We start from the raw sequence: 24,573 nt of genomic DNA, 5'->3' as shown, positions 1-24,573 counted from the left end.
AAAAATGAATAAGAAATATATCATAGCAGCTGCATTTTTAATTTTAGGAGCTGTTAACCAGAGTTGCAGCAATGACTTTATTGATGTATCTCCTACAGAAAAAATTCCCGAAGCTGCTTTGGGTGAAATATATAATAATAATGAAGGAGCCAATAGTTTGGTAACTGCTATTTATGCCAAGTTTTTAGACTGGAATATGAGTACTTTTGCATGGATTGGAGTAACATCCATCGTTTCAGATGATGCTGATAAAGGTTCAAGCCCAAGTGATTCAGGTTCTGATAAAGATATTCTGGATGCACTGAATTTTAATGCGGCAACTCCATCATTCAAAGAGCTGTTTGCCTCCAATTATCAAGGGATTAACAGATGTAATCAGGCATTGAAATATCTTCCTCAATTAGATAAAGCTGATCCCCAACTACGTGCAAGATTAACAGGTGAAGCTAAGTTTTTAAGAGCGTTCATGTATTTTACTTTAGTGAAATCTTTTGGAGGTGTTCCATTAGTAGATCACGTTCCTGTAACAGGAGTTGAGGCAGATAAACAAATGACACTTACCAAAAAAAGCAAAGAAGAAGTTTACGCATTTATTGAAAAGGATCTTAAAGATGCTATTGCCGTTCTACCCAACAAATCAGCTTACGGAGCAAGTGACTTAGGGAGAGCATCTGTTGGTGCAGCTCATGCTTTATTAGCTAAAGTGTATTTATATCAGAAAAAATGGCAGTTGGCTGTAGATGAGACCAATTTGGTTACAGGCTATTCACTGACGCCTGTTTTCCAGGATATCTATAAGGTTTCAGGAGAAAATAATGCTGAATCCGTTTTTGAAATCAACGGTACGGGAGGAACAGCTGGAAGAGCAATTCAACAGTACAGTCAGGTTCAGGGAGCAAGAGGTACTACAGGATGGGGCTGGGGATTTGCTACACCTACCCAAGGTCTGTATGATGCATACTCTGCAACAGATTCAAGAAGAGATGCTACGATTATCCACAGAGATATGACTTTATATGATGGATATTACGTAGGTCCAAATACAGAAAATAAATTCTATAACTATAAAGCTTATTCTTCAAATTATAGAGATCAGGCTTCCACAGATGTAAATATTCGTTATCTGAGATATGCTGAAGTGCTATTAATCAGAGCTGAAGCAATGAACGAACTGGGACAAACATCTGCGGCTATTCCTTTCCTGAATCAGGTAAGAAACAGAGCTAACATTGGCAATACTCCTGCTTCTTCCCAGGCAGATGTAAGATTAGATATTTGGAAACAAAGAAGATTGGAGCTTGCTTTTGAGCATGACAGATGGTTTGATCTTGTAAGAACAGGACAAGCACAAGCAGCGATGGCAGCTGATGGTGGTAAAAAATTCATTGTTGGAAAACATGAAGTATTCCCACTTCCACAAGACTTCATCATGGAAGCTGGTGGATTATCTGCTCAAAACCCAGGCTATTAAAATAAACCATAAACATTAGAGGAGAATGAAAGTTCTCCTCTTCTTTTAGTTAAAAACCCTATAAAAAGAGATCTCATGAAAAGGAACGTATTATCAATGGCTATCACCTCTTTATTCTTTGTGTATTCCTGTAAAAATGCTCCCGTTGCCAAATTGGAAGCTGGAAAAACTGAAGCGGTAAAAAGCAATATCACAGATGAACAACTGATGGACAGAGTACAGAAAGATGCTTTAAAGTACTTCTGGGATTACGCAGAACCCAACTCAATGCTGGGAAGAGAGCGTTACCATGAAGACAATATCTATCCGGATAACGATAAACACGTGATCACTACAGGAGGCTCAGGATTTGGGTTGGCAACTATTCTGGTAGGCGTAGAAAGAGGATTTGTTCCAAGGAAAGAAGCAGTGAAAAGACTTACTCATATCATGGATTTTCTGGCAAAAGCAGACCGTCACAAAGGGGCATGGTCACATTGGATCAACGGGGAAACAGGAAAAACAGTTCCTTTCGGAAAAAAAGATAATGGAGGAGATCTTGTAGAAACAGCATTCCTTACCTCAGGAATACTGATGATCCGGGAGTATTTTAAAAACGGAAATGCAGAAGAAAAAGCCCTGGCAGCAAAATGTGATGAGTTATGGAAAGGAATTCAATGGAACTGGTATACCAAAGGAGGTCAGAAGGTTCTTTACTGGCACTGGTCACCGGATTACCAATGGGAAATGAATTTTCCTCTGGAAGGATATAATGAATGTCTGATCACGTATATTTTAGCCGCATCTTCACCTACTTATTCCATTGATGCTGAAACCTATTATAAAGGCTGGACCAGAAATGGAACTTACCTTACAGACAAAACAAAGTACGGATTACCTCTGTACGTAAAACACAACTATGCCGAAGAATATGGCGGACCGCTATTCTGGGCGCAATATTCATATATCGGTCTTGATCCGACTGGATTATCAGATAAACTTGTCAAAAATTATTTTGACGTCAATAAAAATCAAACCCTCATCGACTATAAATATTGCGTTGAAAATCCAAAACAATGGAAAGGTTATGGACCAAACTATTGGGGACTTACAGCCGGTTATACAAGAAACGAGGACGGAAGTACCGGCTATACCGCTCATATGCCAGGCAATGATAATGGAGTAATCACTCCTACAGCTGCATTGAGCAGTTTTCCCTATACACCTAAAGAATCAATGGCTTTCCTGAGATTTATATACACTCAAAAACCTGAATTTATAGGATCAGCAGGCCCTTATGATGCCACTTCCATTAATTATAACAATTGGTTTACCCCAAGATATCTGGCCATAGACCAGGGAACCATAGCACCCATGATTGAAAATTACAGATCCGGATTCCTTTGGAAGCTGTTTATGAATGCTCCTGAAATTCAGCAGGGACTAAAAAAACTAAGCTTCCAATCTACCAAATATGGAATAAAATAAATTCAATAGGAACGGGCTATTATCCTGAGCACAATCGAAGGGAATCCGTTTAAATAAAAAAGATCAAATCCCCTGTATTTTAGCCAAAACCTAAATAACAATATGAAACTAAAACTGAAATATATCCCTCTTTTATTATTGCCGTTTTCATTGCAACTGAATGCGCAGGAGATAAAAGCGGAACTCAATAAAGAAATTAAAAGACAGGAAAAACTCTCCTATATTCTGGATTACCCTAAGAATACAAAAGGGAATGTTCCTTTGATTGTTTTTCTACACGGCTCCGGAGAGCGTGGAACTAATCTTGATTTAGTAAAAGCACACAGCCCGTTTACCTATAAAAATCTGATTAAAGAACCTGTAGCCATTCTGGCACCTCAATGTCCGGAAGGAACATGGTGGGATACCGTTACCGTCTATAATCTGATCAAAGAAATTCAGAAGAAATATAAAATTGATGCTTCACGCATTTATCTCACAGGACTTTCCATGGGAGGCTGGGGAACTTTAAAGCTGGCCATGGAACATCCGGAAATGTTTGCTGCTGTAGCTTCAGTCTGCGCACCGACAGATCAGGTAATGACTGCCAATATTCATCAGTTTAAAAACCTGAATATGAAAATATTTCATGGCGGAATGGATGATATTGTATTGCCCGCTAATGCTTTTAATTTTTATCAAAAGCTGCATCCTGTAAACCCAACAGCAGAATTGGTTATCTTCCCGAACGACAATCATAATTCATGGGATTCAGCCTATTCAAACCCAGATTTGTATGAATGGATGCTGTCTAAAAAGAAAGAAAAATAACCCCAAAATACACAATGATTGAAAGATAAACTCATCGAATTAAAGCAAAAAAATAAAACAATAATTTAAGAAGATAGATTTATGAAAAAGTTAATTGTAATCGCCACCTTAGCATTGGCTCCTGTATTTTCCGCTCAGGAAATGGTAACGAAGCCCGTTCAGTCTTATCAGACGGCTCAGTATCAGGCTAAAAAGAAAGCTTTTGTAGATAATCTCTTGTCTAAAATGACTTTGGATGAAAAGATAGGACAGATGAACCTTCCGACTTCCGGAGATTTCACTACCGGACAGGCACAGAGTTCTGATATTGGAAAGAAGGTAGAACAGGGGCTAGTAGGAGGATTATTCAATATAAAAGGAGCAGATAAGATCAAAGCTGTTCAGAAAGTAGCTGTAGAAAAAAGCCGTCTGAAAATTCCTATGATTTTTGGGATGGATGTGATCCACGGGTATGAAACTACTTTCCCGATTCCATTAGGATTGGCTGCTTCATGGGATATGAACCTTATCCAGCAGTCTGCAAAAGTAGCTGCCAGAGAAGCCGCTTCTGACGGAATCAACTGGACATTCTCTCCAATGGTAGATATTTCCCGCGAACCAAGATGGGGTAGAGTATCAGAAGGTTCAGGAGAGGATCCTTATTTAGGAAGTGAAATTTCTAAAAACATGGTGTATGGTTATCAGGGGAAAGACCTTGCTAACGGTACCAACATCTTAGCATGCGTAAAACATTTTGCTCTATATGGAGCAGGTGAATCCGGGAGAGATTACAATACCGTTGACATGAGCCATGTAAGAATGTTTAATGAATATTTTCCTCCTTACAAAGCAGCAGTGGATGCTGGTGTTGCTTCGGTAATGGCTTCTTTCAATGAAGTGGATGGAGTGCCTGCTACAGGAAACAGATGGCTTCAGACTGAAGTATTAAGAAATCTATGGAAATTCAAAGGCTTCGTAGTAACAGACTATACGGGTATCAATGAAATGGTAGACCATGGTATGGGAGATCTTCAGCAGGTATCTGCTTTGGCTTTAAAAGCTGGAGTTGATATGGATATGGTAGGAGAAGGCTTTTTAACAACTTTAAAAAAATCTCTGGCAGAAGGAAAAGTGACACAAGCCGAAATTGATATGGCGGCAAGAAGAATTCTTGAAGCAAAATATGATCTTGGTTTATTTGATAATCCATACAAGCACGGAGATGCAAAGTTAGCGGCAAAAGAAGTCTATAATATGGAAAACCGTAATATAGCAAGAAATACAGCTGCTCAATCCATGGTGTTGTTGAAAAATGATAATCAGGTATTGCCTTTAAAAAAATCAGGAACAGTGGCTGTCATTGGCCCATTGGTGAATAACTCAATGAATATGGCCGGAACATGGAGCGTTGCTACAAAACACGCTGTTTCAGTTTCTCTGATGCAGGGATTGCAGTCCAACTACGGAAAAGAAGTTAAGTTTTTATCAGCAAAAGGAGCGAATATAGACTATGATGCGAAGTTGGAAGAAATCTATGCAGCTCACGGTAAAAAAACAGACAGAGACAACCGTTCCAAAGAAGAATTATTAAAAGAAGCGGTAGATGTTGCCAGCAAAGCAGATGTCATTGTTCTGGCTATCGGAGAATCTGCTGAAATGAGTGGAGAATCTTCTTCAAGAACAGAAATTACCATTCCTCAGTCTCAGGTCGACTTACTGAAGGAATTAAAGAAAACCGGAAAACCAATCGCGATGGTTCTTTTCACAGGCCGCCCACTAGCTTTAACCAATGTAAAAGATACTCCGGATTCTATCTTGAACGCGTGGTTTGCAGGATCTGAAGCTGGTAATGCCATTGCAGATGTTCTGTTCGGAAAAGTAAACCCATCCGGAAAACTTCCGATGACTTTCCCAAGAAGCCTTGGACAGGTGCCAATCTATTATAATGCTAAAAATACAGGCCGCCCGCTAAGCCAGGATAAAGTAGACAAATGTACTTATGAAAGATTCCGTTCAAACTATATGGACGAGTGTAATACTCCTTTGTATGCTTTCGGATACGGATTAAGCTACACGAAATTCAATTACTCGGATATGACAGTTTCCAATACTACAGCGAAAGGAAATCAGACTGTTCAGGCATCTGTTACAGTAACCAATGCAGGAAACTATGATGGTGCTGAGGTTGTTCAGTTGTATATCAGAGACATAGTGGGAAGTATAACAAGACCGGTAAAAGAATTGAAAGGCTTCCAGAAAGTATTTTTGAAAAAAGGAGAATCGAAAAAAGTAACTTTCGATATCACTCCTGAAAATCTGAAATTCTATAACGGAGATTTGAAATATGACTGGGAATCAGGTGAATTTGATATTATGATCGGAACTAGCTCTGACAATGTTCAGCATTCAAAGATTAACTGGACTAAGTAATATCTGAAAAAGTAACTCACCGGATTGTGTTATGGTATTTTTTTGGCACGATTTTTAATAATACCACGGGTAATTATTAATATACAAATCGACATGAAAAAAACAATTTTATTAAGCACAATGTTCCTTGGTTCTTTAGCATTTGCACAAAAAGGAGTAATAAAAGGTGGTGACAAAGATGCGCACGGATGTATTGGTTCTGCAGGATATACTTATTCTCAAATTAAGAAAGACTGTATAAGAACTTTTGAACAGAAGATTAAGTTAACAGAAGTCGCTCCTAAAGAAAGTTATACTTCGATAGCTGCAGTTATTTTCAGTAAAGACATGAAAAAAGCTGAGGTTTTTGTAAAAGATGCCGGTGACAGAAGTATTATCCTTACCAGAGCAGGAGGTAGAGCCAAAGCATGGAAAAAGGATGGTTATGTATTGGTTCCTTACAAAAAGAACGGATATCAGCTTAAAAAAGATAATATCGTGATCTATCAGTAAAATCCGATTTCAAAAAATAAAACCACTCGCGAGAGTGGTTTTTTTTGTACCTTAGAGAAATTAATTAATATCACATTTTTGGGATATTTTTAATCCATCAGAAAACAAAAATTTTACATATGAAAAAAATAATTTTACTCAGTGCCATGTTCCTTGGTTCATTCGTTTTTGCGCAAAAAAGTGCTCCGGTTCTGGGAGGAGACAGAGATGTTCATGGTTGTATTGGTTCCGCAGGATATACGTATTCACAATTAAGAAATAATTGTATACAAACGTTCAATCAGAAAATAAAACTCAAAGAAGTAAAATCAGATAAAAGCTATACTTCAATGACGGCAGTCATTTTCAATAAAAGTATGACCAAAGCTGAAGTATTTATTCCGGATGGAGTTGCAAAAAGTATTATTTTGGATAAGCAGGGAAAGGCAAAGATATGGAAAAGCGGAGCTCATGTGAAAGACAGCTATGTTTTAAGCCCTTACAAAAAAAGTTACCAGATCAAGAAGAATGATGAAGTCATCTATCAGTAAAATCAAACTTAAAAAAATATATAGCCACTCGGGAGAGTGGTTTTTTTGTGGTATGAAATCAATGAATTCATTTGGATTTTAATGCGACAAGTTTTGTCGTTGTGGATAGATATTTTTGCAATATAATAGAATGAAAAATATATCAGAATTAAATGATAAATAACATGATTAACGGTACCACATAAAAGAGACTTTCTATCTTAAAAAATGTTAAATTTGCGAAGTTTTAAGAAACTAATTACTAACTCAAAAAACGACAACACGAGAATGAGAAAACTTTATCTCTGTGCATTTACCTTATGCACAATTCTGGGCGTATCTGCTCAGGAAGTGGTGTGGCAAAAAGATATCCAATCCTCTACCCAGGATTTTCTGAGCCAGGTCACCACAACCATTGATCAGCAGTATTTGATCACAGGTAGTTCTATTCAAAGCAATAAACAACAGGCTTCAGGCAGTAAGCAAAACAACGGTTATGATTTTCATCTGGTAAAACTTAACCAGCAGGGACAGGAAGTCTGGGAGAAATATTTTTCAGGACAAAACCATGATTATTTATCTGCTACGGTCACAACACAGGATGGAGGATTTCTTTTGGCTGGAACATCTTATTCAGGAAAAGGTTTAGATAAAAAAGAGGATTCTAAAGGCGGTTCAGATATCTGGCTGATCAGGATCAATGAATTCGGGGATGAATTGTGGCAGAAAACTCTGGGAAGTTCTTCCGATGAAGAAGCAAGATCTGTTATTCAAACTACCGATTTAGGATTTTTTGTGGCCGGAAATGTACAGAATTCTGCAAAAGGCTATGGTTCCAAAGATGTATGGATCACGAGACTTGATAAAAACGGAAAAGAACTCTCCCAATTAATTTTAGGAGGAAAAGGTTTAGACGAAGTGGAAAAGATGATTCCAACGAGAGATGGAGGTGCGCTACTTGGGATTTATTCCAGGAGTTCCGAGGTTCGTGTTTCGGGTTCTGAACAAGATTCCGGGATGCGAGGTGCGGGTTCTGCATCAAATGTTCAAAACCCGAATCCCGTATCCCGAAACTCGAAACAAACTGAAAACTTCGGTGAAGGAGATTACTGGATTGTAAAACTCGACAAAAACGGAAAAGTAGAATGGGAAAAGAATTTCGGAGGAAAAGGAGATGATCATTTGAGAACTCTGGCCTTAACTTCAAATGGCTTTATCATCGGTGGAGAGTCAAGATCAGAAAGATCAGGAAACAAAACCGTTGGATTGGAAGAAGGAATAGATCTTTGGCTGATTGCTCTCAATGAAAGAGGTGAAGAACAGTGGCAGAAATCCTACAATTTCAAAAACAGAGATATTTTGATGGGCATGAGTGTGGTAAGCGGAAGGCTGGAAGATGGAAGCGAGAAGTCTAAAGGCATTCTGTTGGGAGGTTACACTCAGGCTGAAGGAAGAATTCAAACTGATGATGAGACTTTCTGGATGCTCTACCTTGATCAGAATGGAAATGAACAGTGGAGAAAACACATAAAGGGAGAATCCAGACAAAAAGAAGAAAGGCTATCTGATTTAAAACTGAACAGAGACGGTTCTATTATTCTGGCCGGAACTAGCGCAGAAGAACTGGGTAAAGAAAACTGGAAAATCATGAAACTGGGAGACAAACAGGTAGATCAGCTGATTGAAAAATACGATATCAAGATCTATCCAAACCCTGTTTCTGATTATGCATACGTAGAAGTCGGTTTCGACTTCAAAGATGCTGATATTCTTTTGTATGACATGAGCGGAAGACAACTTCAAAGTATAAAAACCAAAAACAGAGTGACTAAGATTAATACCCAGGCTTTGGTGCAGGGAGCTTATCTGGTGACGGTAAAAACTGATACGAATAAAATGGCGAATGCTAAATTAATTAAGAAATAAACTACGATGAAGAAAACAATTATGCTGTTGGGGACATTATCCGCACTATTTGCATTTGGTCAAAGTTCAGGGGTCTCACCTGAAAATAAATTTGCAATTTCAGTCAAGAGTCCCGATGCTAGTCAGCTGTCTAAATTTATAGATATCCCTACTGCGACTTCTACAGGGACTATTGGTGTTGATATTCCCATTTATACACTAAATGTAGATGGATATAAATTGCCTATTGAGTTGAAAAATCATGCTTCAGGTGTAAAAGTCAGAGAGATGGCAACTAAAGTAGGCTTAGGCTGGTCATTAAGTCTAGGAGGTATTTCTTTATCAAAACAGATCTTTGGAGCAGATGATAGGGGCTGGATTCCTTATGTTAACCCGGTCTCATTTAAACCTAACGAAGTTGAAAATGATAATGGCCTCGCAGCTATTATAACAGGATTCCAGGCAAATGCTCCAGATATTCCGGGTAAAAAACATGATACCCAGCCCGATATCTTTTCTTATTCTATTGGGCAGTTTTCAGGGGAATTTTATTTAAGCAGTACAGGCCAAGTCATTCAGGTTCCTTACAATAATATTAAAATTGTATTAAATGGATCTTTGTTTGAAATAACGGATGATCAGGGGATTACCTATTATTTTTCTCCCGCCAACCAAACCAGAACCCTTGGTGGTTCTATACCTACAGATGATGATTATTTATTATCAATGACAGATTATGAGATCGATAAAATTAAACTTCCATCAGGTAAAGAAATTAAATTCAATTACCTTAAAACAGATTATTATAAATATATAAGCAACAATACAAAAAGATATGAAATTTATAAAGATTGTCAATACTCGACAACGAATTCTGTGTTTAGAGAATTTTTAAGTACAACAGAAGTTTTTGATGAACAATCAATAAAAAGTATAGAGTTTGGAAATGAGAAAGTGGAATTTATTTATTCTAGTAATAGGCAGGATTTGAATAATGGACTTTCACTTGATAAAATATCTGTTAAAAATGGAAATCAAACGATATTAGCATATGATTTGGTTAAAGATTATTTTAACAGTTATGAGGTAATTGCAGGTGATGCTACAACAGCTAAAAGGTTAAAATTAAAAGAAGTTGTTAATTCAAATGATGGTTCAAAATATAAACTTTTCTATAATGAGGACAAAGTTTTACCAAACAGACTTTCAGATGCTACAGATCATTTTGGTTTTTCTAACGGAGGGGGTTCAGAGACAGGCATACCATTCACACAATTTGCAGGAAAGACATATGGATCTAATATTGATAAAGAACAGCATCTTGAGTATGCGGTTTCGGGCAGTCTGAAAAAAATTCAGTATCCAACAGGGGGAAGTATGGAAATTGAGTATGAAGGTGATGATTACTATACAACAAGAAAACAGGTAAAATTTGAACAAAAAAATGTTACAATTGATAGTGATGTTACCCCTTATTATGAATTTTCCATTGCCGGACATAATATTGTAGATTCTTATGGAGATAAAGTTACTTTTACTTCCTACTTTTCAAGCCCTGTAAATCCTGAAAATACAACACTTGATCTTCCCGTAAAATCTTATTTTGAGGGTGAAATTATGGATACTGATGATAACGTTTTGGCTAATTTCATTTTTACGGGCTCCTTACCTTTAACCTTAGACAAAAAAGATGCATACAGATTAAGAATTAGAAAAGTTAATTTGCGTGGCCAGGCACCGCACATTAATCTTGACGATTATTATGCTACACTTGGACTAAGCTGGACAGAAATATCAACATCTCAAACAACAGGAAATTATAAAACAGGAGGATTAAGAGTAAAAAAGATCATAAAAAGAGATGAAAATGATGCTGTAGCTCAGAGTGTTGAATATAATTACAACGATGATCAAGGAAAATCTACTGGAAATTATGTAGGTGATGATGTTAATTATATTTATACCTCTCCTTTACCGACTGATCCTTCTAGCAATATATGTCAGATAACGACAATTGGTAATATTGGTAGCTTTAATTCAAGTACAATTAATGGAAAACCTATCGTTTATGACAGGGTGCAGACAAAATATATCGGAAATCAGGAAAATTATAAAGTTATAGATACTTATTCCAATAGCAGAGGGCTGAACCCAATTGGGTTAAATCCAACTGTATTTACCTATTTTGATGGTAAATATAATCTTGGTCAAATTAAAAAGAAAGAATATTTTAATTCAGCCGGTAAATTAGTAAAAAGTACAGATTTTGAATATGAAAATGATTATTATTTTAATAAGTTTTCTAATGATTACAATGCTGCAGAGCCTTATTTAACAATAAAGCCTTATTCTATTTTAGTTAGTGGTTATCATTTATTTATTAATATTGGTTCTCCTTTTCCTGCAAGCTATAGAGCATTTTATAGTGTTGAACGGTATCAGATTTCTTCCGCTTGGGTAAAACAGAAAAGCATATTATCCAAGACCTATTTCAATAATCAGGAGCTTTCTGAACGTAAAGAATACCTTTACGATCCAAATTATAAACATCTCAACCCAATAAAGGAAAGAATCACTTATTCAGATAATAAGGTAAATGAGTCTGCGTTCGGTTTTGCTCATGAGAAAAACAATCAAAAATTAATTACAGCCAATATGATTGGAGTTCCTTTAGAGGTAACAGAAATAAAAAAGCAGAGCATTAACGATCCTAATGCAAAAATTGTTTCAAAAACGGAAACCAAATATGATAATCCATTGACCTTACTTCCAAGCTCAGCATTGTCGTATGATCTTCAGAATAATCCTACTACCGAAGTTATTTATGATCAATACGATTCCAAAGGGAATCTGCAGCAATACACCACAAAAGACGGTATTTCAACCGTAATCGTTTGGGGTTACTACCAAACTCAGCCTATTGCAAAAATAGAGGGAGCCAAATTAACAAACATCCAGCAGTCTTTAATTGATTCCATTGTTAATGCTTCCAATACAGATGCTTTAGCTGGTCCCAACAATGATGAAACGAATTTCTTTTCTGCATTGAATACCTTCAGAGCTAATACTGCCTTATCCGCTTATCAGATCACTACTTTTACGTATGATCCATTAGTTGGGGTAAGAAGCATCACTCCACCATCCGGAATCAGAGAAAGCTATGTGTACGATTCTGCAAACAGGCTTCAGAAAGTGATCGATGTGAATGGCAAAGTGTTGAAGGAGATGAAATACAATTACAAAAACTAAAACTGATGAAAAAGATATTAATTCCCATAGGAATCCTCATAATAGGAACTACCCACGCACAGCTTACCAATACAGAAAATTATGTCTATTCAAAGACATATTTATCAGATCCTACACTTGCTAATGTTAAAAGTTCAGAAACCGTTCAGTATTTTGACGGATTGGGGAGACCCAAACAAATTGTCAATGTCAAAGCCTCTCCATTGGGAAAAGATGTAGTTGTCCCCATTAAATACGATCAGTTTGGAAGACAGGTTCAGGACTACCTTCCTGTTCCTCAGGGAGCAACATTAAACGGTGGTATTATTACCGACCCATTAGCCAATGTAAGTAGTACCCCTTATGGAACAGAGAAAATCTATTCAGAAAAGATCCTGGAAAATTCACCATTAGACCGTATTATAGGACAAAAACAAGTGGGAACTGCCTGGGATAACAAACCCGTACAATTTGGATACGATGCCAATGCCGATGGCGAGGTTAAAAAATATACCGCCACTTTTAACTATACCACTTTTACTTCCCAACTCACCTTATCCGGCTCTTACGGAATAGGTCAGCTGTATAAAAATACAGTCACTGATGAAGACGAAAACCCAACCATAGAATTTAAAAATGGGCAGGGACAAGTTGTTTTGGTTAGAAAAGTAATCAGTGCCACAGAAAGTGCAGACACCTATTATGTTTACAATGATTATAATCAATTGGCATATGTAATTCCTCCCAAAGCCTCTTTAGAAGCAGATCCTAATACCGTACTGAATGATTTATGCTATCAGTATAAATATGATGTAAGAAACCGTTTGGTAGAAAAAAAGCTTCCTGGAAAAGGCTGGGAATATATGGTTTATAATAAAGCTGATCAGCTTATTTTGACTCAGGATACCGAGCTTAAAGGAAAAGGACAATGGCTCTTTACTAAGTATGACCAGTTTGGAAGAACCATCTACACCGGAATCACCAATAATACTGCCAGCAGGGCATCGATACAAAACAGTGCCAATGTCAATACCGTTTTATATGAAACCAGGACCGCTGCAGCCGGATTTACCTTAAATGGTATGGCTGTATATTATACCAAACTTTCCATTCCTTCCAGTGTTAGCCAGATACTAAATGTCAATTATTATGATACTTATCCTCCGGGTTCATCTTCAGTTACCAATGTGTTTGCCCAGCCTCTTCTTACGGACAATCCGGCTAATGAACAAACTACCAAAGGACTCCTTACCGCCTCCTATATCAAAAATATAGAAGATGATCAGTGGACAAGGAACTTTATCTGGTATGATACCAAAGGAAGAAACATCGGTTCAAGAAGCAACAACCATTTAGGAGGATATACTGTGGTCAATAATAAACTTGACTATACTGGAGTTGTTCTTCAGACCAATACCTACCATAGAAGACTGGGTTCAGATCCTGAAAAACTCATTGTAGAAAAATTCACCTATGATCCTCAGAACAGGCTTCTGACCCACACCCATCAGGTGGGCAGCAACCCTGTTGAATATCTGGCCCAGAATAAGTACAATGAAATTTCCCAGCTGGAATCTAAGAAAGTAGGAGGAACAGCTGCCGCATCACCATTACAGACCATAGATTATCAATACAATATCCGGGGTTGGATGACAAAGATCAATGATCCTGCCAACTTAGGGAGCGATCTGTTTGGTTATCAGATCAATTATAATCAGGTAGAAGGATTGGAAATGCCTAACTCAGATTTTTCTGATTTAAAGGTAAAACCAAAATATAACGGAAATATTGCTGAGGTATCATGGAAAACCTTAACAGAAGATAATGAGCCGTTGAAAAGATATGGATATGTTTATGATAGTTTAAACAGATTGTCAGCAGGGTTCTACCAGAAAGCCGGAGCAGAAGCAGCTAAAGAGTATTTTGAAAAACTGGAATATGATCTTAACGGAAATATTACACGGCTTAAAAGATCCGAAGGTATTCTTCCGGGAAGCACTGTGGCAATGAGTATAGATAATCTTAAATATGATTACTCCGGAAACAGGCTGATAAAAGTAACCGATGAACAGCAGAATCCATCTGGTTATCCTTCCATTACAGTTCCTAATCCTATTGAGTATGATAATGGCAATCTCAGCGGGAATGGAAACATGACCAAACATTTGGATAAAGGGATTTCCTCTATTGAATATAATTATTTAAATTTACCAGATAAGATTACCCAAAACTCAAAATTGACAAGCTATCTTTACAGAGCAGACGGGGTAAAAGTAAAGAAGCTTTTTGGAGATCTGGAGACCCATTATCTGGATGGCTTTCAGTATAAAACTACATTTTTAAGAGAATCCTGGGATGGAGAAGGCACTTTCATTCCTGATCCTAATGAGATTCCTGAATTGAAATTGAGAATCATTCCTACTTCTGAAGGATATTATGATGCGCTTCTCAACAAGTATGTCTATAATTTTACAGATCATTTGGGAAATGTAAGATTAAGTTATACCGATACAAATGGAGATGGTATTATCCAGCCAAGGAGATATAATACATCAACATGTTCGCCTAAATTTGGTTGCCTTGGAGAATGGAAACCGGGAGAAATTGTAGAAGTCAATACTTATTATCCTTTTGGATTACTGCATAATTATACAGCTACAACGCAGAATGCTTATCAATACAAGTACAATGGGAAGGAACTTCAGGAAAGTGGCATGTATGATTATGGAGCAAGATTTTATATGCCAGATATTGGAAGATGGGGAGTAGTAGATCCGCTGGCGGAGAAGATGAGAAGATGGAGTCCTTATACTTATGCGTTTGATAATCCGATTATGTTTATAGATCCAGACGGAAGACAAGGAATAGATATTATTATCTTAACAACCAATGGTTCATTTAAAGCTTCAAAAGAAGTATTGTATAAAACCCCTGAAGGAAAAAGATTATGGGACAAATATGGAACAAGTAAAACTGATGATATTTATATAGACTCTAAAAACTTTGGTTCTGGTTCCTCTACTATAGCAGAAACTGTAAGAGATGTTAAATCTATGGGGCTTGTAAAAGATGGGAAAGTATCAATTCCTGAAGGATATAGTAATATGTCTGAATTTAACAACTTAGATATATCTCAGTCTGGAGATAAAAATGTCCATTTGATATCTTTAAACGAAAACTATTTTAAAGAAAAGAATAATGACTTAAGATATAGTGTTAAACATGTAGATGGTGAAGGTAATTCAAAAACTATTGGATATAGTAATTATGATTTAGCAGAAGCTATCTACCATGAAGGTAAAGCACATATAGAAGATGGAACAGATGCAGATACTGATCATGTTAAATATGGAACTAAATCCTTTAAACTAAGCGCTCCGCGAGAGCTAGGTTCTCCTTCTGATATAATTGTTAATCAACTTGTTAAAGTTAGAGAAGACGCAAAAAAAGAAAAAAATGATAAAGGAAATTAAAAAAATAACGTTTTTATCTGTACTACTTTTATCTTTCATTAATTTAGTAAAAGGACAGGTATTAGAATTTTATAGACCTATTATTATAACATACAAATCAGAAATCCTAAACAATGAAAAGATCAATTTAGGAATGTTTGATTATCTTAAACAAGAGACTTCAACGATGAAGTCAGAATATTTGAAGTATGATTCTGATAAAGAGAGTTTATATAAGTATGATGGTGTAAGTAAAAGTTTTCAAAAAATAATTTGTTTGAAATCAGATAACTTTAAATCTCAGGAAAAAATAAAATTAGGAATATTTGATGAATTTAATTTAGTAAAAGAAAACTCTAAAAGTTTTATAGCTTCTTCACCGTATGGAAAATACCCCTCTCATCATAAAATAATTAATTCTATTGAAATACTTCAAAAAACAAAGAAGACATTGATTTTAAGAATCAATTATCAAGATGAATTTGAATGGAAATATTTTGGGATACTGGTTTTAACAGATTATAAGTATGAAAACTTAGAAGATGATTAATAAAATCTGCCCTGCTACCGCACGAATCCTTTCGTGTGTGAGGTAAGAATAAAAGCCACCGCTCTTGTAGTGGCTTTTATTTTATATGTATAACTGGTTAATAATTACATTTCTCCATCCAATATAATTATTTAAATTTACCAGATAAGATTACCCAAAACTCAAAATTGACAAGCTATCTTTACAGAGCAGACGGGGTAAAAGTAAAGAAGCTTTTTGGAGATCTGGAGACCCATTATCTGGATGGCTTTCAGTATAAAATTACATTTTTAAGAGAATCCTGGGATGGTGAAGGAACTTTCATTCCTGATCCTAATGAGATTCCAGAATTGAAATTGAGAATCATTCCTACTTCTGAAGGATATTATGATGCACTTCTCAACAAGTATGTCTATAATTTTACAGATCATTTGGGAAATGTAAGATTAAGTTATACCGATACAAATGGAGATGGTATTATCCAGCCAAGGAGATATAATACATCAACATGTTCGCCTAAATTTGGTTGCCTTGGAGAATGGAAACCGGGAGAAATTGTAGAAGTCAATACTTATTATCCTTTTGGGTTAATGCATAATTATACTGCGACTACCCAGAATGCTTATCAGTACAAGTATAATGGGAAGGAGCTTCAGGAGAGTGGAATGTATGATTATGGAGCGAGGATGTATATGCCGGATTTAGGTAGATGGGGAGTTGTTGATCCTTTAGCGGACCAAATGAGAAGCTGGTCTCCTTATAATTACGTTTTTAATAATCCAATTCGCTTTATTGATCCTGATGGAAGAGCGCCTTTTGGAGGACCTGGAGATGGAACAGACGGAAAAACGTATAATATACAAGAAGTTGTAATTACTGTAAGACGAAAAACGAGTAATTTTTTTACTAGGCTCTTGAACGATATTAAAAGAGGTTTTGTAAATCAGTACAGTTCTAAAACAAATGCAGATAAATATGGAGGATTAAATTCTTATCGTCTTTGGCAAGGAAGTCCATTTTATAACCAAGGAGAAACAAAAATGGATAGGATTTTTCGACTGATGGGAAATAGCAAACGGGAGGAAATGTTAGATTTTGGTGGAGGTGGCTATAATATGTTTGGTGGTTATGGCAGAGCAGCCAAAGCGGCAAATGTTGTAGAAAACGCAGCAGAAGTGGAGTCAAATATTCCTACAATCCTAGGTTACAATATTGAAGAAATAGGAGAGGATTTTGCTATTTTTTCATTTGAAGGAAATGGTGAAGCACCGGATATGACTATATACACAAATTTAGAACCACAAGGGACCCATGTAAATGCGAAAGTTGATATAATTCCAACAAAGGTGTTATCTGGAGAAATTACATTAGAAGAAGCATATTCCAAATATGCAGGTAAAATTGGAATAAAAGATTATAGGAATAGCATTGAAACCTGGGCTAAAAATAAAGGATTTAAATCAATTAGTTATTATGGACAAAGAGCAACAGGTAAGGCAACAGGAAGAGTTCAAAATTCAAAAAAATTCGAAATTAAATAATGAAACATTTAGAAATTATAGAAGAAATCAAAAAGGATAAAAATATGACTTTAGAAAGTATAGTTACTATTTTTAATAAAAAAAGAATACCAAAGAATGCATCATTTCATTTAATTAAGATTAATTTTAATTATGTAGATGGTGATATAATAAAATATTTAGACCTTATTTATGGGAATGAGTCAACAAATCTTTTTAACAAAGATTTTATTGATAAATTAAATTCTCCAGACTCTTAAATGTAATATACTATTTATAAAAAAGAGGCTGTCTCCAAAAGGACAGCCTTTATTTATGTCTAAATAAGTTCTAATAATTAGATTCCTTCATCCATTATAATTATTTAAGTTTATCCGGCAAGATTACCCAAAACTCCAAAGTAACGGATTATACTTACAGAGCAGACGGGGTGAAAGTAAGAAAGGTTTTCGGTACAGAAACAACCGATTATCTGGATGGTTTCCAGTATACAGATTCAGTATTGAAATTCTTCCCAACAGCAGAAGGGTATTTTAATGTTGAGACCGGAAAGTATGTGTACAATTATACGGATCATCTTGGAAATACCAGATTGAGCTACGCTAAGAATGGAGCAGGAACAGAGATCATTGAGGAGAGTAATTATTATCCTTTTGGATTGAAGCATGAGGGATATAATGTATTAACAGGAAATCCAGCATATAAGTACAAGTACAATGGCAAGGAACTACAAGAAAGTGGTATGTATGATTATGGAGCAAGATTCTATATGCCGGATATTGGGAGATGGGGTGTTGTGGATCCGTTGGCGGAGAAACATTATGAACTAAACCCTATGATGTATGCAGCAAATAATCCAATTATGATGATTGATCCTGATGGAAGAGATTGGACAATTACAGAGACTTATGATAAAAAGACAAATACAACTAATTATCATTTAGTATTTACTGGGGCTGTTCTAAATAGCTCCTCAAACAAGAAAATTGATATGAAAAAATTTGCAAATATAGTACAATCACAAACTGAGGCAATGTTTAGTAAAGTGTCTAATAATCCGAATGTTACAATTTCATCAAGTATAAATATAAGAGCTATAGAAGATGAAAAAGATTTGAAAAATACAGATACGTTAATTGAAATAAAAAATTCAGATTCTGAGGATTTTAAAGTTTATAAAAAAGGTGAAGTGGTGGCTAGGCAAATGAATGGAAAAGAAGTATCGGTAAATGAGAAATATGTAGGTGATATAATGAGTGGCAAGAATGACAAGACGATGCCCCATGAATTAGGTCATATCGGAGGATTTCAACATCCTGATCAACAGTCTAGTGGAGGTTTTTTTGACATTTTTACTGGTTGGGATATTTCTTCATCTAATTTTATGATGCGAGGAGCAATAAAAAATCCTACTGGCCCCACGCCTTCACAAATAAAGAGAATGAATAGGCTATATAAAGCAGGAAGGTTAAATAATAAGAATATAATACCAAGTGAGCAAAGATGAAAAATATTAAAAGAATTATAATTTGTACATTGATCTTGACGGTTTCTTGTAAAGAAAAAAAAACTTTAATTGAAAAAGAAATAGCATACTCAAATTTATCCGAACCTAGTGAAAATATATATGTAGAACTATTATCATATTATCCAGCTAAAAATAAAAATCAATCAAATTTTTATATAGTAAAGAATATTTATGATAATAAAGATACTTTATTTATTGTTGATAAAGACAATTTTCCAATTCCTGATTTTATAAAGAAGTATGAAGGTGTTGAGAAGACAGCTATAATATTAAGAAAAGGCGAGATGAAGAGTAAGGCAAAGTATTTAGTCAATATATCAGAAAATGATAATTTAAAAAATAAAAAAATATATTTAGGAGAACTTATCAGATTGATAGATTAAAGAATAATATCATATAAAATACTAGTATTAACATATTCTAGCTCGTGTCCACAAACAAAACAAAACCTCTGCAACAGCGGAGGTTTTGTTTTTTCCTTGTTTAAAAAAATATTGATATACAAGAATGATCATCCGAAGTTAATAAACAAATTATCGTTGTAAGTTGAATAAAATAAGCAGGTTATGTTTTCATATCCGAAAAATATGTATATTGGATCTACCAAATTAAAGCGTAATCCGAAAAGCATAAAGAGTAGGAAAAAAATCAAAAAATGTTACTATGAAAAACTTAAGAAAACTTTCAAAAAGAGAATTGAAAACAGTTCAGGGAGGTATCCCAATGTGTATGCCAGGATATTTTTGGTGCTCATTTGTAAAAAAATGTATTCCTGTAGGAACATCATGCGGACTTATTATCGATTAACTAATTAAAAAATAGGAAAAACAGGCTGTCTCAGAAATGGGATAGCCTGTTTTATGTGTTCTCCCTACTAATCGACTTAGGAATCAGGAGCGTAAAGAAAATTTGAATGGACTCCGTTAAAAAAATTCCACTGTCTGAGCATGGGACTTACTCAGATCCGAAGCAGAACCGGATGATCCATGCGAGTTTGGAAATTTTAGGAGTACATTCAAATTTTTAGCGGATGATTCCCGTCTTGAACTTTTGAATACTTTTGTTTCAAGACAAAAGTATAAATGAAAATCATAATAAATATTTTACGAGTTATTTGTGTTACTTCTTTTTTAATCTGTGATTTTTATTTATTGATGGTATTAGCCAGTAGTCATAATATTTCTCATCACGTATATTTTAATATCATAATCGCAATTCTAATTTTTATAGTTCTATATTTCTATTTGCGTTATATTAAAAAGAAAATATTCGACAGCTAATCCTGCCCATGTCTATAAATAGTACAAAAGACATTAGAGTCTAATCGTATTGGTTTCTAGTATTAAAAAGTAGTAGCTTACTGATTAGTATCCGGCTTAGGAATCAGGAGCGTAAAGAAAATTTCAATGTAATCCGTTAAAAAATTTTCACTGTCTGAGCATGGGACTTACTCAGATCCGAAGCAGAACCGGATGATCCATGCGAGTTTGGAAATTTTAGGAGTACATTTAAATTTTTAGCGGATGATTCCTGTCTTGAACTTTTGCATACTTTTGTTTCAAGACAAAAGTATAAGTATAAATCATGAATGAAAATCATCAAATCTGGATTTTCATCTCTCACCGAAAAACCGTATTTTTGTACATCTAAAAAGTAAAAGAACGAATGAATTCCTACAAAAATCCATTGGAAGAACGCTACTCCAGTGAAGAAATGTTATTTAACTTCTCACACAATAACAAATTCCAGAATTGGAGAAAGCTTTGGATAGCTCTTGCTGAAATCGAAAAAGACCTTGGTCTTGATATCACAGATGAGCAGATTGCAGAATTGAAAGCAAATGCTGAAAATATCGATTACGTAAAAGCAGCAGAGTACGAGAAAAAATTCCGTCATGATGTAATGGCTCACGTTCACGCATATGGTGATGTGGCGCCTTCAGCAAAAGGAATTATCCACCTTGGAGCAACTTCAGCTTTTGTAGGAGACAATACAGACTTAATTCAAATCCGTGACGGACTTTTAATCTTAAAGAAAAAGTTGGTGAACGTGATGAAAAATCTTTCGGATTTTGCGATTCAGTATAAAGATCTTCCTACTTTAGGATTCACACACTTCCAGCCGGCTCAGTTGACAACAGTTGGGAAAAGAGCAACACTTTGGTTACAGAGTTTGGTTCTTGACATTGAAGAATTAGATTTCTTCCTAGAAACACTTCGTTTCAGAGGAGTAAAAGGAACTACAGGAACTGCTGCCAGCTTCCTTGAATTGTTCAACGGTGATTATTCTAAAGTAAAACACTTAGATAAAGAACTTTCAAAAAGATTCGGTTTCGAAAAAGTTTTCGGAGTTTCCGGACAGACTTACGATAGAAAAATTGATGCGAAAGTTGTCGCTTTATTAGGAAATATTGCACAATCTGCACACAAGTTCACAAACGATTTACGTCTACTTCAAAACCTTAAGGAAATTGAAGAACCATTTGAGAAAAACCAGATCGGTTCTTCGGCAATGGCATACAAACGTAACCCAATGAGAAGCGAAAGAATCGGAGCGTTGGCAAAATATGTAATGTCTTTGACAACAAGTTCTGCAATGGTAGCTTCTACACAATGGTTTGAAAGAACATTAGATGACTCTGCAAACAAGAGATTAACAATTCCTCAGGCGTTTTTAGCTGTTGATGCTATTCTATTAATCTGGAACAACATCATGAACGGAATCGTTGTGTATCCAAACAGAATCAACAAACATATTATGGAAGAACTTCCTTTCATGGCGACAGAATACATCATCATGGAAGAAGTAAAAGCAGGTGGTGACCGTCAGGAAATCCACGAGGTAATCAGAGTTCACTCTATGGAAGCTTCCAAGAAAGTGAAAGAAGAAGGAAAAGAAAACGACCTTATCGAGAGAATCTTAAACGATGATTCTTTAAAACTAGACAAATCAAAACTGAAAGAGGTTTTAGATCCTAAAAACTTTATTGGTTTCGCGCCAATCCAGACGGAGGAATTCATCAAAAATGAAGTACAGCCGATTATAGACCAAAACAAAGACTTAATAGGATTGGAAGCAGATCTTAAAGTATAAAACAATATGCAGTCTTTTGGGCTGCATATTTTATTTAATTCGTATGAAGATTTACCTGTTTTTTATTTTGCTTTTATTTCCTGTGATGATATTTTCTCAGGATTTAAAACCGAATAAAAAAATCAGATCCGATGCCGATTTTAGCCATATAGTTTCAGGGATGACCGCTCCTGTTAGCTTGGGTGACTTCTCCAGAACGGCATTGTTTACAAACTCTAAAAATGACAGCATTTTTGCTGCAGAATATGAAAATAAGAGTAACGATGCATTATTTAAATTCAAAATTATTCCGGCTTTTCTTGATGAGGAAAGACTTTTAAATCATTATTATAAAGATTTAACTGAAAGAAAATATACTCCTAAAGAAAGTGGAAAAGTAAATAAAGGGGTAACCTTTAAAGAAGGAAAGTTCAAGCTTCACGGAATCAGTAGCTATTTTAACCATCTTAACAGACTGATTAATGTAAGGCTTTATGATGCAGGTTTTTGGGTTTTTATTTCAGAAATAAGCCAGAAAGGGAATGATACTTTAGTTCTGGATAAAATGCATGATGAATTTTTAAAGAATCTACAACCAGCAAAAATTGTACAAAATAATCCTTTAACAAGATATTCGAACATTATTTATGCACCTGTTGCTGCTCGTGACACAGTATTATTAAGAATCACCATGAGTAGTGCTACAAATAAGATGAAATGGATATATGAGAATATTGATAAATATGAAAGAGCTTCAGGAATCCCTGGAGTCCTTTTAGATTTTCACATTGCGGGAATTAATGGTTTTATAGATTATAAGACGAAAAAAAGTTCCACATCAATTAAGGAAGGTAATTTCACTGTAGATAAGTTGATTTCGTTCTTCACAAAACTTCGAAATGATGGCTTTATAGACGAATATTTAATGGAGCAGTATAACTATTTATTAAGTCCACCAGAAAATCATCAGTTTGATTATGAAGGTTATCAGAAGTGGAAGCTAAACAATTCTGTAGACTATAATGTTGCTAATAAGTATTATATTATTGTAAATTCGCGTAAGAAAACAGATCTCACCAAAGACGAGTAAATTAAGCCTTGAAACCACTTCCAATTCAATGAAAAAAATACTTTTAACCATCATACTGACACCAATCATTTCTTTTTCTCAGACTAAAGAAGATTTACATTATTTCAAATCCAAAGATTCTTTAGTGGGAGTAAAAGATAAAGCTGGAAAAATAATTGTTCCTGCACAGTTCAAAATCTTTTCATTTCTTAAAGATGGAGATCCTGTCGAAGGAGAAACTATTCTTTTTGATGGTAGTAAAGAAGGTGAAAAGTCAGAAAAAAATGCATGGGGATATGTGTACGACAGAAAAGGGAAATTCCTGTATCAGCCATTCCTTTATGACAACGGAGCAGATTACTTCTCTGAAGGACTGAGAAGATTGGTTAAAAATGGAAAAGTAGGATTTGCAGACCGTAACGGAAAGACAATTATTGAAGCTGAGCATGACTTTGCATTTTCTTTTAATTACGGATACGCCACCTTTTGTGACGGCTGCGACTGGGAAAAAACAAATGACGAGCACAGATCTGTTGTAGGTGGAAAATGGGGAGTAATGAATGTCAAAGGACAAACCATTCAGCCATTGGCAAAACCAACAGAACAGGATGTTGAAATAGACGGGAAATACTACCCGAATCCGTTTCAATACAATGAAAAAGAGAAGAATATCCTTCAGTTCTTTGAAAAACAGAAGAAAAAGCTTTCAGATCTTTATTATGTGAACTTTTACAATAAACTGTCTGAAAAGGAAAAGAATCTGTTTTTTGAAATTGTAGAAAGACCAAAAGAAAACTTTCCCTATTATCAGGTGAATACCTATAATCACAAGAAGAAAGATTTGGATATGCTTTACCGTTTCAAATTCCTGGTCTCAGAAGATGGTAAAACATTTTATGCCATTGAGGATTTTAATGAAAAGAAAGTTCCTTTTGAAAACTGGCTGAAAGAAGAAATAAAAAATGCAGAAGACTTTCAGAAAGAACATAAGGACAATCCGAATAAATTTATAAACAAATAAAATAAATTTGGAAATTCCATAGGTCAAATTTAAAGAAAATACGACTTATTCCTTTAAATTTGTACGGAATAATGGTTAGAGAGAAATCTTT

At 35.3% G+C, this 24,573-nt stretch carries 18 protein-coding genes; all 18 read left to right on the top strand.

Going from position 1 to position 24,573, the window contains the following annotated elements:
- Positions 1 to 4 precede the first annotated feature (4 nt).
- Positions 5 to 1,471, top strand: a complete 1,467-nt coding sequence (locus BUE84_RS14340) for a RagB/SusD family nutrient uptake outer membrane protein (protein ID WP_079242224.1) — start codon at positions 5 to 7, stop codon at positions 1,469 to 1,471.
- A gap of 75 nt (positions 1,472 to 1,546) precedes the next feature.
- Entirely contained in the window at positions 1,547 to 2,938 is a 1,392-nt protein-coding gene (locus BUE84_RS14335) for a glucoamylase family protein (RefSeq protein ID WP_079242223.1), read from the top strand.
- Between the two features lie 102 nt (positions 2,939 to 3,040).
- A complete protein-coding gene (locus tag BUE84_RS14330; RefSeq protein ID WP_079242222.1) occupies positions 3,041 to 3,748 on the top strand; it encodes a prolyl oligopeptidase family serine peptidase in 708 nt (235 codons plus the stop codon).
- Between the two features lie 81 nt (positions 3,749 to 3,829).
- Positions 3,830 to 6,157: a beta-glucosidase BglX gene (gene bglX, locus BUE84_RS14325; RefSeq protein WP_079242221.1), complete on the top strand. Its 2,328-nt coding sequence runs from the start codon at positions 3,830 to 3,832 to the stop codon at positions 6,155 to 6,157.
- Between the two features lie 93 nt (positions 6,158 to 6,250).
- The gene (locus BUE84_RS14320; RefSeq protein ID WP_079242220.1) at positions 6,251 to 6,649 is read left to right on the top strand and encodes a hypothetical protein; all 399 of its coding nucleotides are present in this window, start codon (positions 6,251 to 6,253) and stop codon (positions 6,647 to 6,649) included.
- 119 nt (positions 6,650 to 6,768) lie between these two features.
- Entirely contained in the window at positions 6,769 to 7,179 is a 411-nt protein-coding gene (locus tag BUE84_RS14315) for a hypothetical protein (protein WP_079242219.1), read from the top strand.
- Positions 7,180 to 7,446: 267 nt separating this feature from the next.
- On the top strand, positions 7,447 to 9,084 hold the full coding sequence (locus BUE84_RS14310) for a T9SS type A sorting domain-containing protein (RefSeq protein WP_079242218.1): 1,638 nt from the start codon (positions 7,447 to 7,449) through the stop codon (positions 9,082 to 9,084).
- Positions 9,085 to 9,090: 6 nt separating this feature from the next.
- Complete coding sequence (locus tag BUE84_RS14305; RefSeq protein ID WP_079242217.1) at positions 9,091 to 12,312, top strand: hypothetical protein; 3,222 nt, start codon at positions 9,091 to 9,093, stop codon at positions 12,310 to 12,312.
- A 5-nt stretch (positions 12,313 to 12,317) separates the two neighbouring features.
- Positions 12,318 to 15,764: a DUF6443 domain-containing protein gene (locus BUE84_RS14300; RefSeq protein ID WP_079242216.1), complete on the top strand. Its 3,447-nt coding sequence runs from the start codon at positions 12,318 to 12,320 to the stop codon at positions 15,762 to 15,764.
- Entirely contained in the window at positions 15,748 to 16,293 is a 546-nt protein-coding gene (locus BUE84_RS14295; protein WP_145953255.1) for a hypothetical protein, read from the top strand. Before BUE84_RS14300 ends, BUE84_RS14295 begins: the two co-directional genes overlap by 17 nt.
- A gap of 167 nt (positions 16,294 to 16,460) precedes the next feature.
- Positions 16,461 to 17,813 carry an RHS repeat-associated core domain-containing protein gene (locus BUE84_RS25065; protein WP_079242214.1) on the top strand — a complete coding sequence of 451 codons (1,353 nt, stop codon included), beginning with the start codon at positions 16,461 to 16,463 and terminating at the stop codon, positions 17,811 to 17,813.
- Positions 17,813 to 18,052 (top strand): hypothetical protein, encoded by a 240-nt coding sequence (locus BUE84_RS14285; protein ID WP_079242213.1) that lies wholly within the window; start codon positions 17,813 to 17,815, stop codon positions 18,050 to 18,052. The genes BUE84_RS25065 and BUE84_RS14285 overlap by 1 nt, the downstream gene beginning before the upstream one ends.
- Positions 18,053 to 18,222: 170 nt before the next feature.
- Entirely contained in the window at positions 18,223 to 19,299 is a 1,077-nt protein-coding gene (locus BUE84_RS25060; protein ID WP_409993780.1) for an RHS repeat domain-containing protein, read from the top strand.
- On the top strand, positions 19,296 to 19,703 hold the full coding sequence (locus BUE84_RS14275; protein WP_145953254.1) for a hypothetical protein: 408 nt from the start codon (positions 19,296 to 19,298) through the stop codon (positions 19,701 to 19,703). Before BUE84_RS25060 ends, BUE84_RS14275 begins: the two co-directional genes overlap by 4 nt.
- Before the next feature lie 280 nt (positions 19,704 to 19,983).
- Entirely contained in the window at positions 19,984 to 20,127 is a 144-nt protein-coding gene (locus BUE84_RS24420) for a bacteriocin-like protein (protein WP_158521369.1), read from the top strand.
- Positions 20,128 to 20,985: 858 nt separating this feature from the next.
- Positions 20,986 to 22,413, top strand: coding sequence for an adenylosuccinate lyase (gene purB / locus BUE84_RS14270; RefSeq protein ID WP_076597264.1), 1,428 nt, complete (start codon positions 20,986 to 20,988; stop codon positions 22,411 to 22,413).
- Positions 22,414 to 22,456: 43 nt separating this feature from the next.
- Positions 22,457 to 23,482: a hypothetical protein gene (locus BUE84_RS14265; RefSeq protein WP_079242210.1), complete on the top strand. Its 1,026-nt coding sequence runs from the start codon at positions 22,457 to 22,459 to the stop codon at positions 23,480 to 23,482.
- Positions 23,483 to 23,510: 28 nt separating this feature from the next.
- On the top strand, positions 23,511 to 24,482 hold the full coding sequence (locus tag BUE84_RS14260) for a WG repeat-containing protein (protein WP_079242209.1): 972 nt from the start codon (positions 23,511 to 23,513) through the stop codon (positions 24,480 to 24,482).
- The last annotated feature ends 91 nt before the right edge of the window (positions 24,483 to 24,573 follow it).

This window comes from Chryseobacterium indologenes, from assembly GCF_002025665.1.
Lineage (GTDB): Bacteria > Bacteroidota > Bacteroidia > Flavobacteriales > Weeksellaceae > Chryseobacterium > Chryseobacterium metallicongregator.
The sequence above is the reverse complement of the archived record's forward strand: the minus strand, read 5'-3'. Positions and strand labels throughout refer to the sequence as shown.

Bases quoted from the DNA above. Each gene is read 5' to 3' on its own strand.
- BUE84_RS14340 (WP_079242224.1), top strand. From the start codon at position 5: ATGAATAAGAAATATATCATAGCAGCTGCATTTTTAATTTTAGGAGCT.
- BUE84_RS14260 (WP_079242209.1), top strand. From the start codon at position 23,511: ATGAAAAAAATACTTTTAACCATCATACTGACACCAATCATTTCTTTT.
- BUE84_RS14285 (WP_079242213.1), top strand. From the start codon at position 17,813: ATGAAACATTTAGAAATTATAGAAGAAATCAAAAAGGATAAAAATATG.
- BUE84_RS14300 (WP_079242216.1), top strand. From the start codon at position 12,318: ATGAAAAAGATATTAATTCCCATAGGAATCCTCATAATAGGAACTACC.
- BUE84_RS14335 (WP_079242223.1), top strand. From the start codon at position 1,547: ATGAAAAGGAACGTATTATCAATGGCTATCACCTCTTTATTCTTTGTG.
- BUE84_RS14320 (WP_079242220.1), top strand. From the start codon at position 6,251: ATGAAAAAAACAATTTTATTAAGCACAATGTTCCTTGGTTCTTTAGCA.
- BUE84_RS14330 (WP_079242222.1), top strand. From the start codon at position 3,041: ATGAAACTAAAACTGAAATATATCCCTCTTTTATTATTGCCGTTTTCA.
- BUE84_RS14265 (WP_079242210.1), top strand. From the start codon at position 22,457: ATGAAGATTTACCTGTTTTTTATTTTGCTTTTATTTCCTGTGATGATA.
- bglX (WP_079242221.1), top strand. From the start codon at position 3,830: ATGAAAAAGTTAATTGTAATCGCCACCTTAGCATTGGCTCCTGTATTT.
- BUE84_RS14295 (WP_145953255.1), top strand. From the start codon at position 15,748: ATGATAAAGGAAATTAAAAAAATAACGTTTTTATCTGTACTACTTTTA.
- BUE84_RS14275 (WP_145953254.1), top strand. From the start codon at position 19,296: ATGAAAAATATTAAAAGAATTATAATTTGTACATTGATCTTGACGGTT.
- BUE84_RS14310 (WP_079242218.1), top strand. From the start codon at position 7,447: ATGAGAAAACTTTATCTCTGTGCATTTACCTTATGCACAATTCTGGGC.
- purB (WP_076597264.1), top strand. From the start codon at position 20,986: ATGAATTCCTACAAAAATCCATTGGAAGAACGCTACTCCAGTGAAGAA.
- BUE84_RS14305 (WP_079242217.1), top strand. From the start codon at position 9,091: ATGAAGAAAACAATTATGCTGTTGGGGACATTATCCGCACTATTTGCA.
- BUE84_RS14315 (WP_079242219.1), top strand. From the start codon at position 6,769: ATGAAAAAAATAATTTTACTCAGTGCCATGTTCCTTGGTTCATTCGTT.
- BUE84_RS24420 (WP_158521369.1), top strand. From the start codon at position 19,984: ATGAAAAACTTAAGAAAACTTTCAAAAAGAGAATTGAAAACAGTTCAG.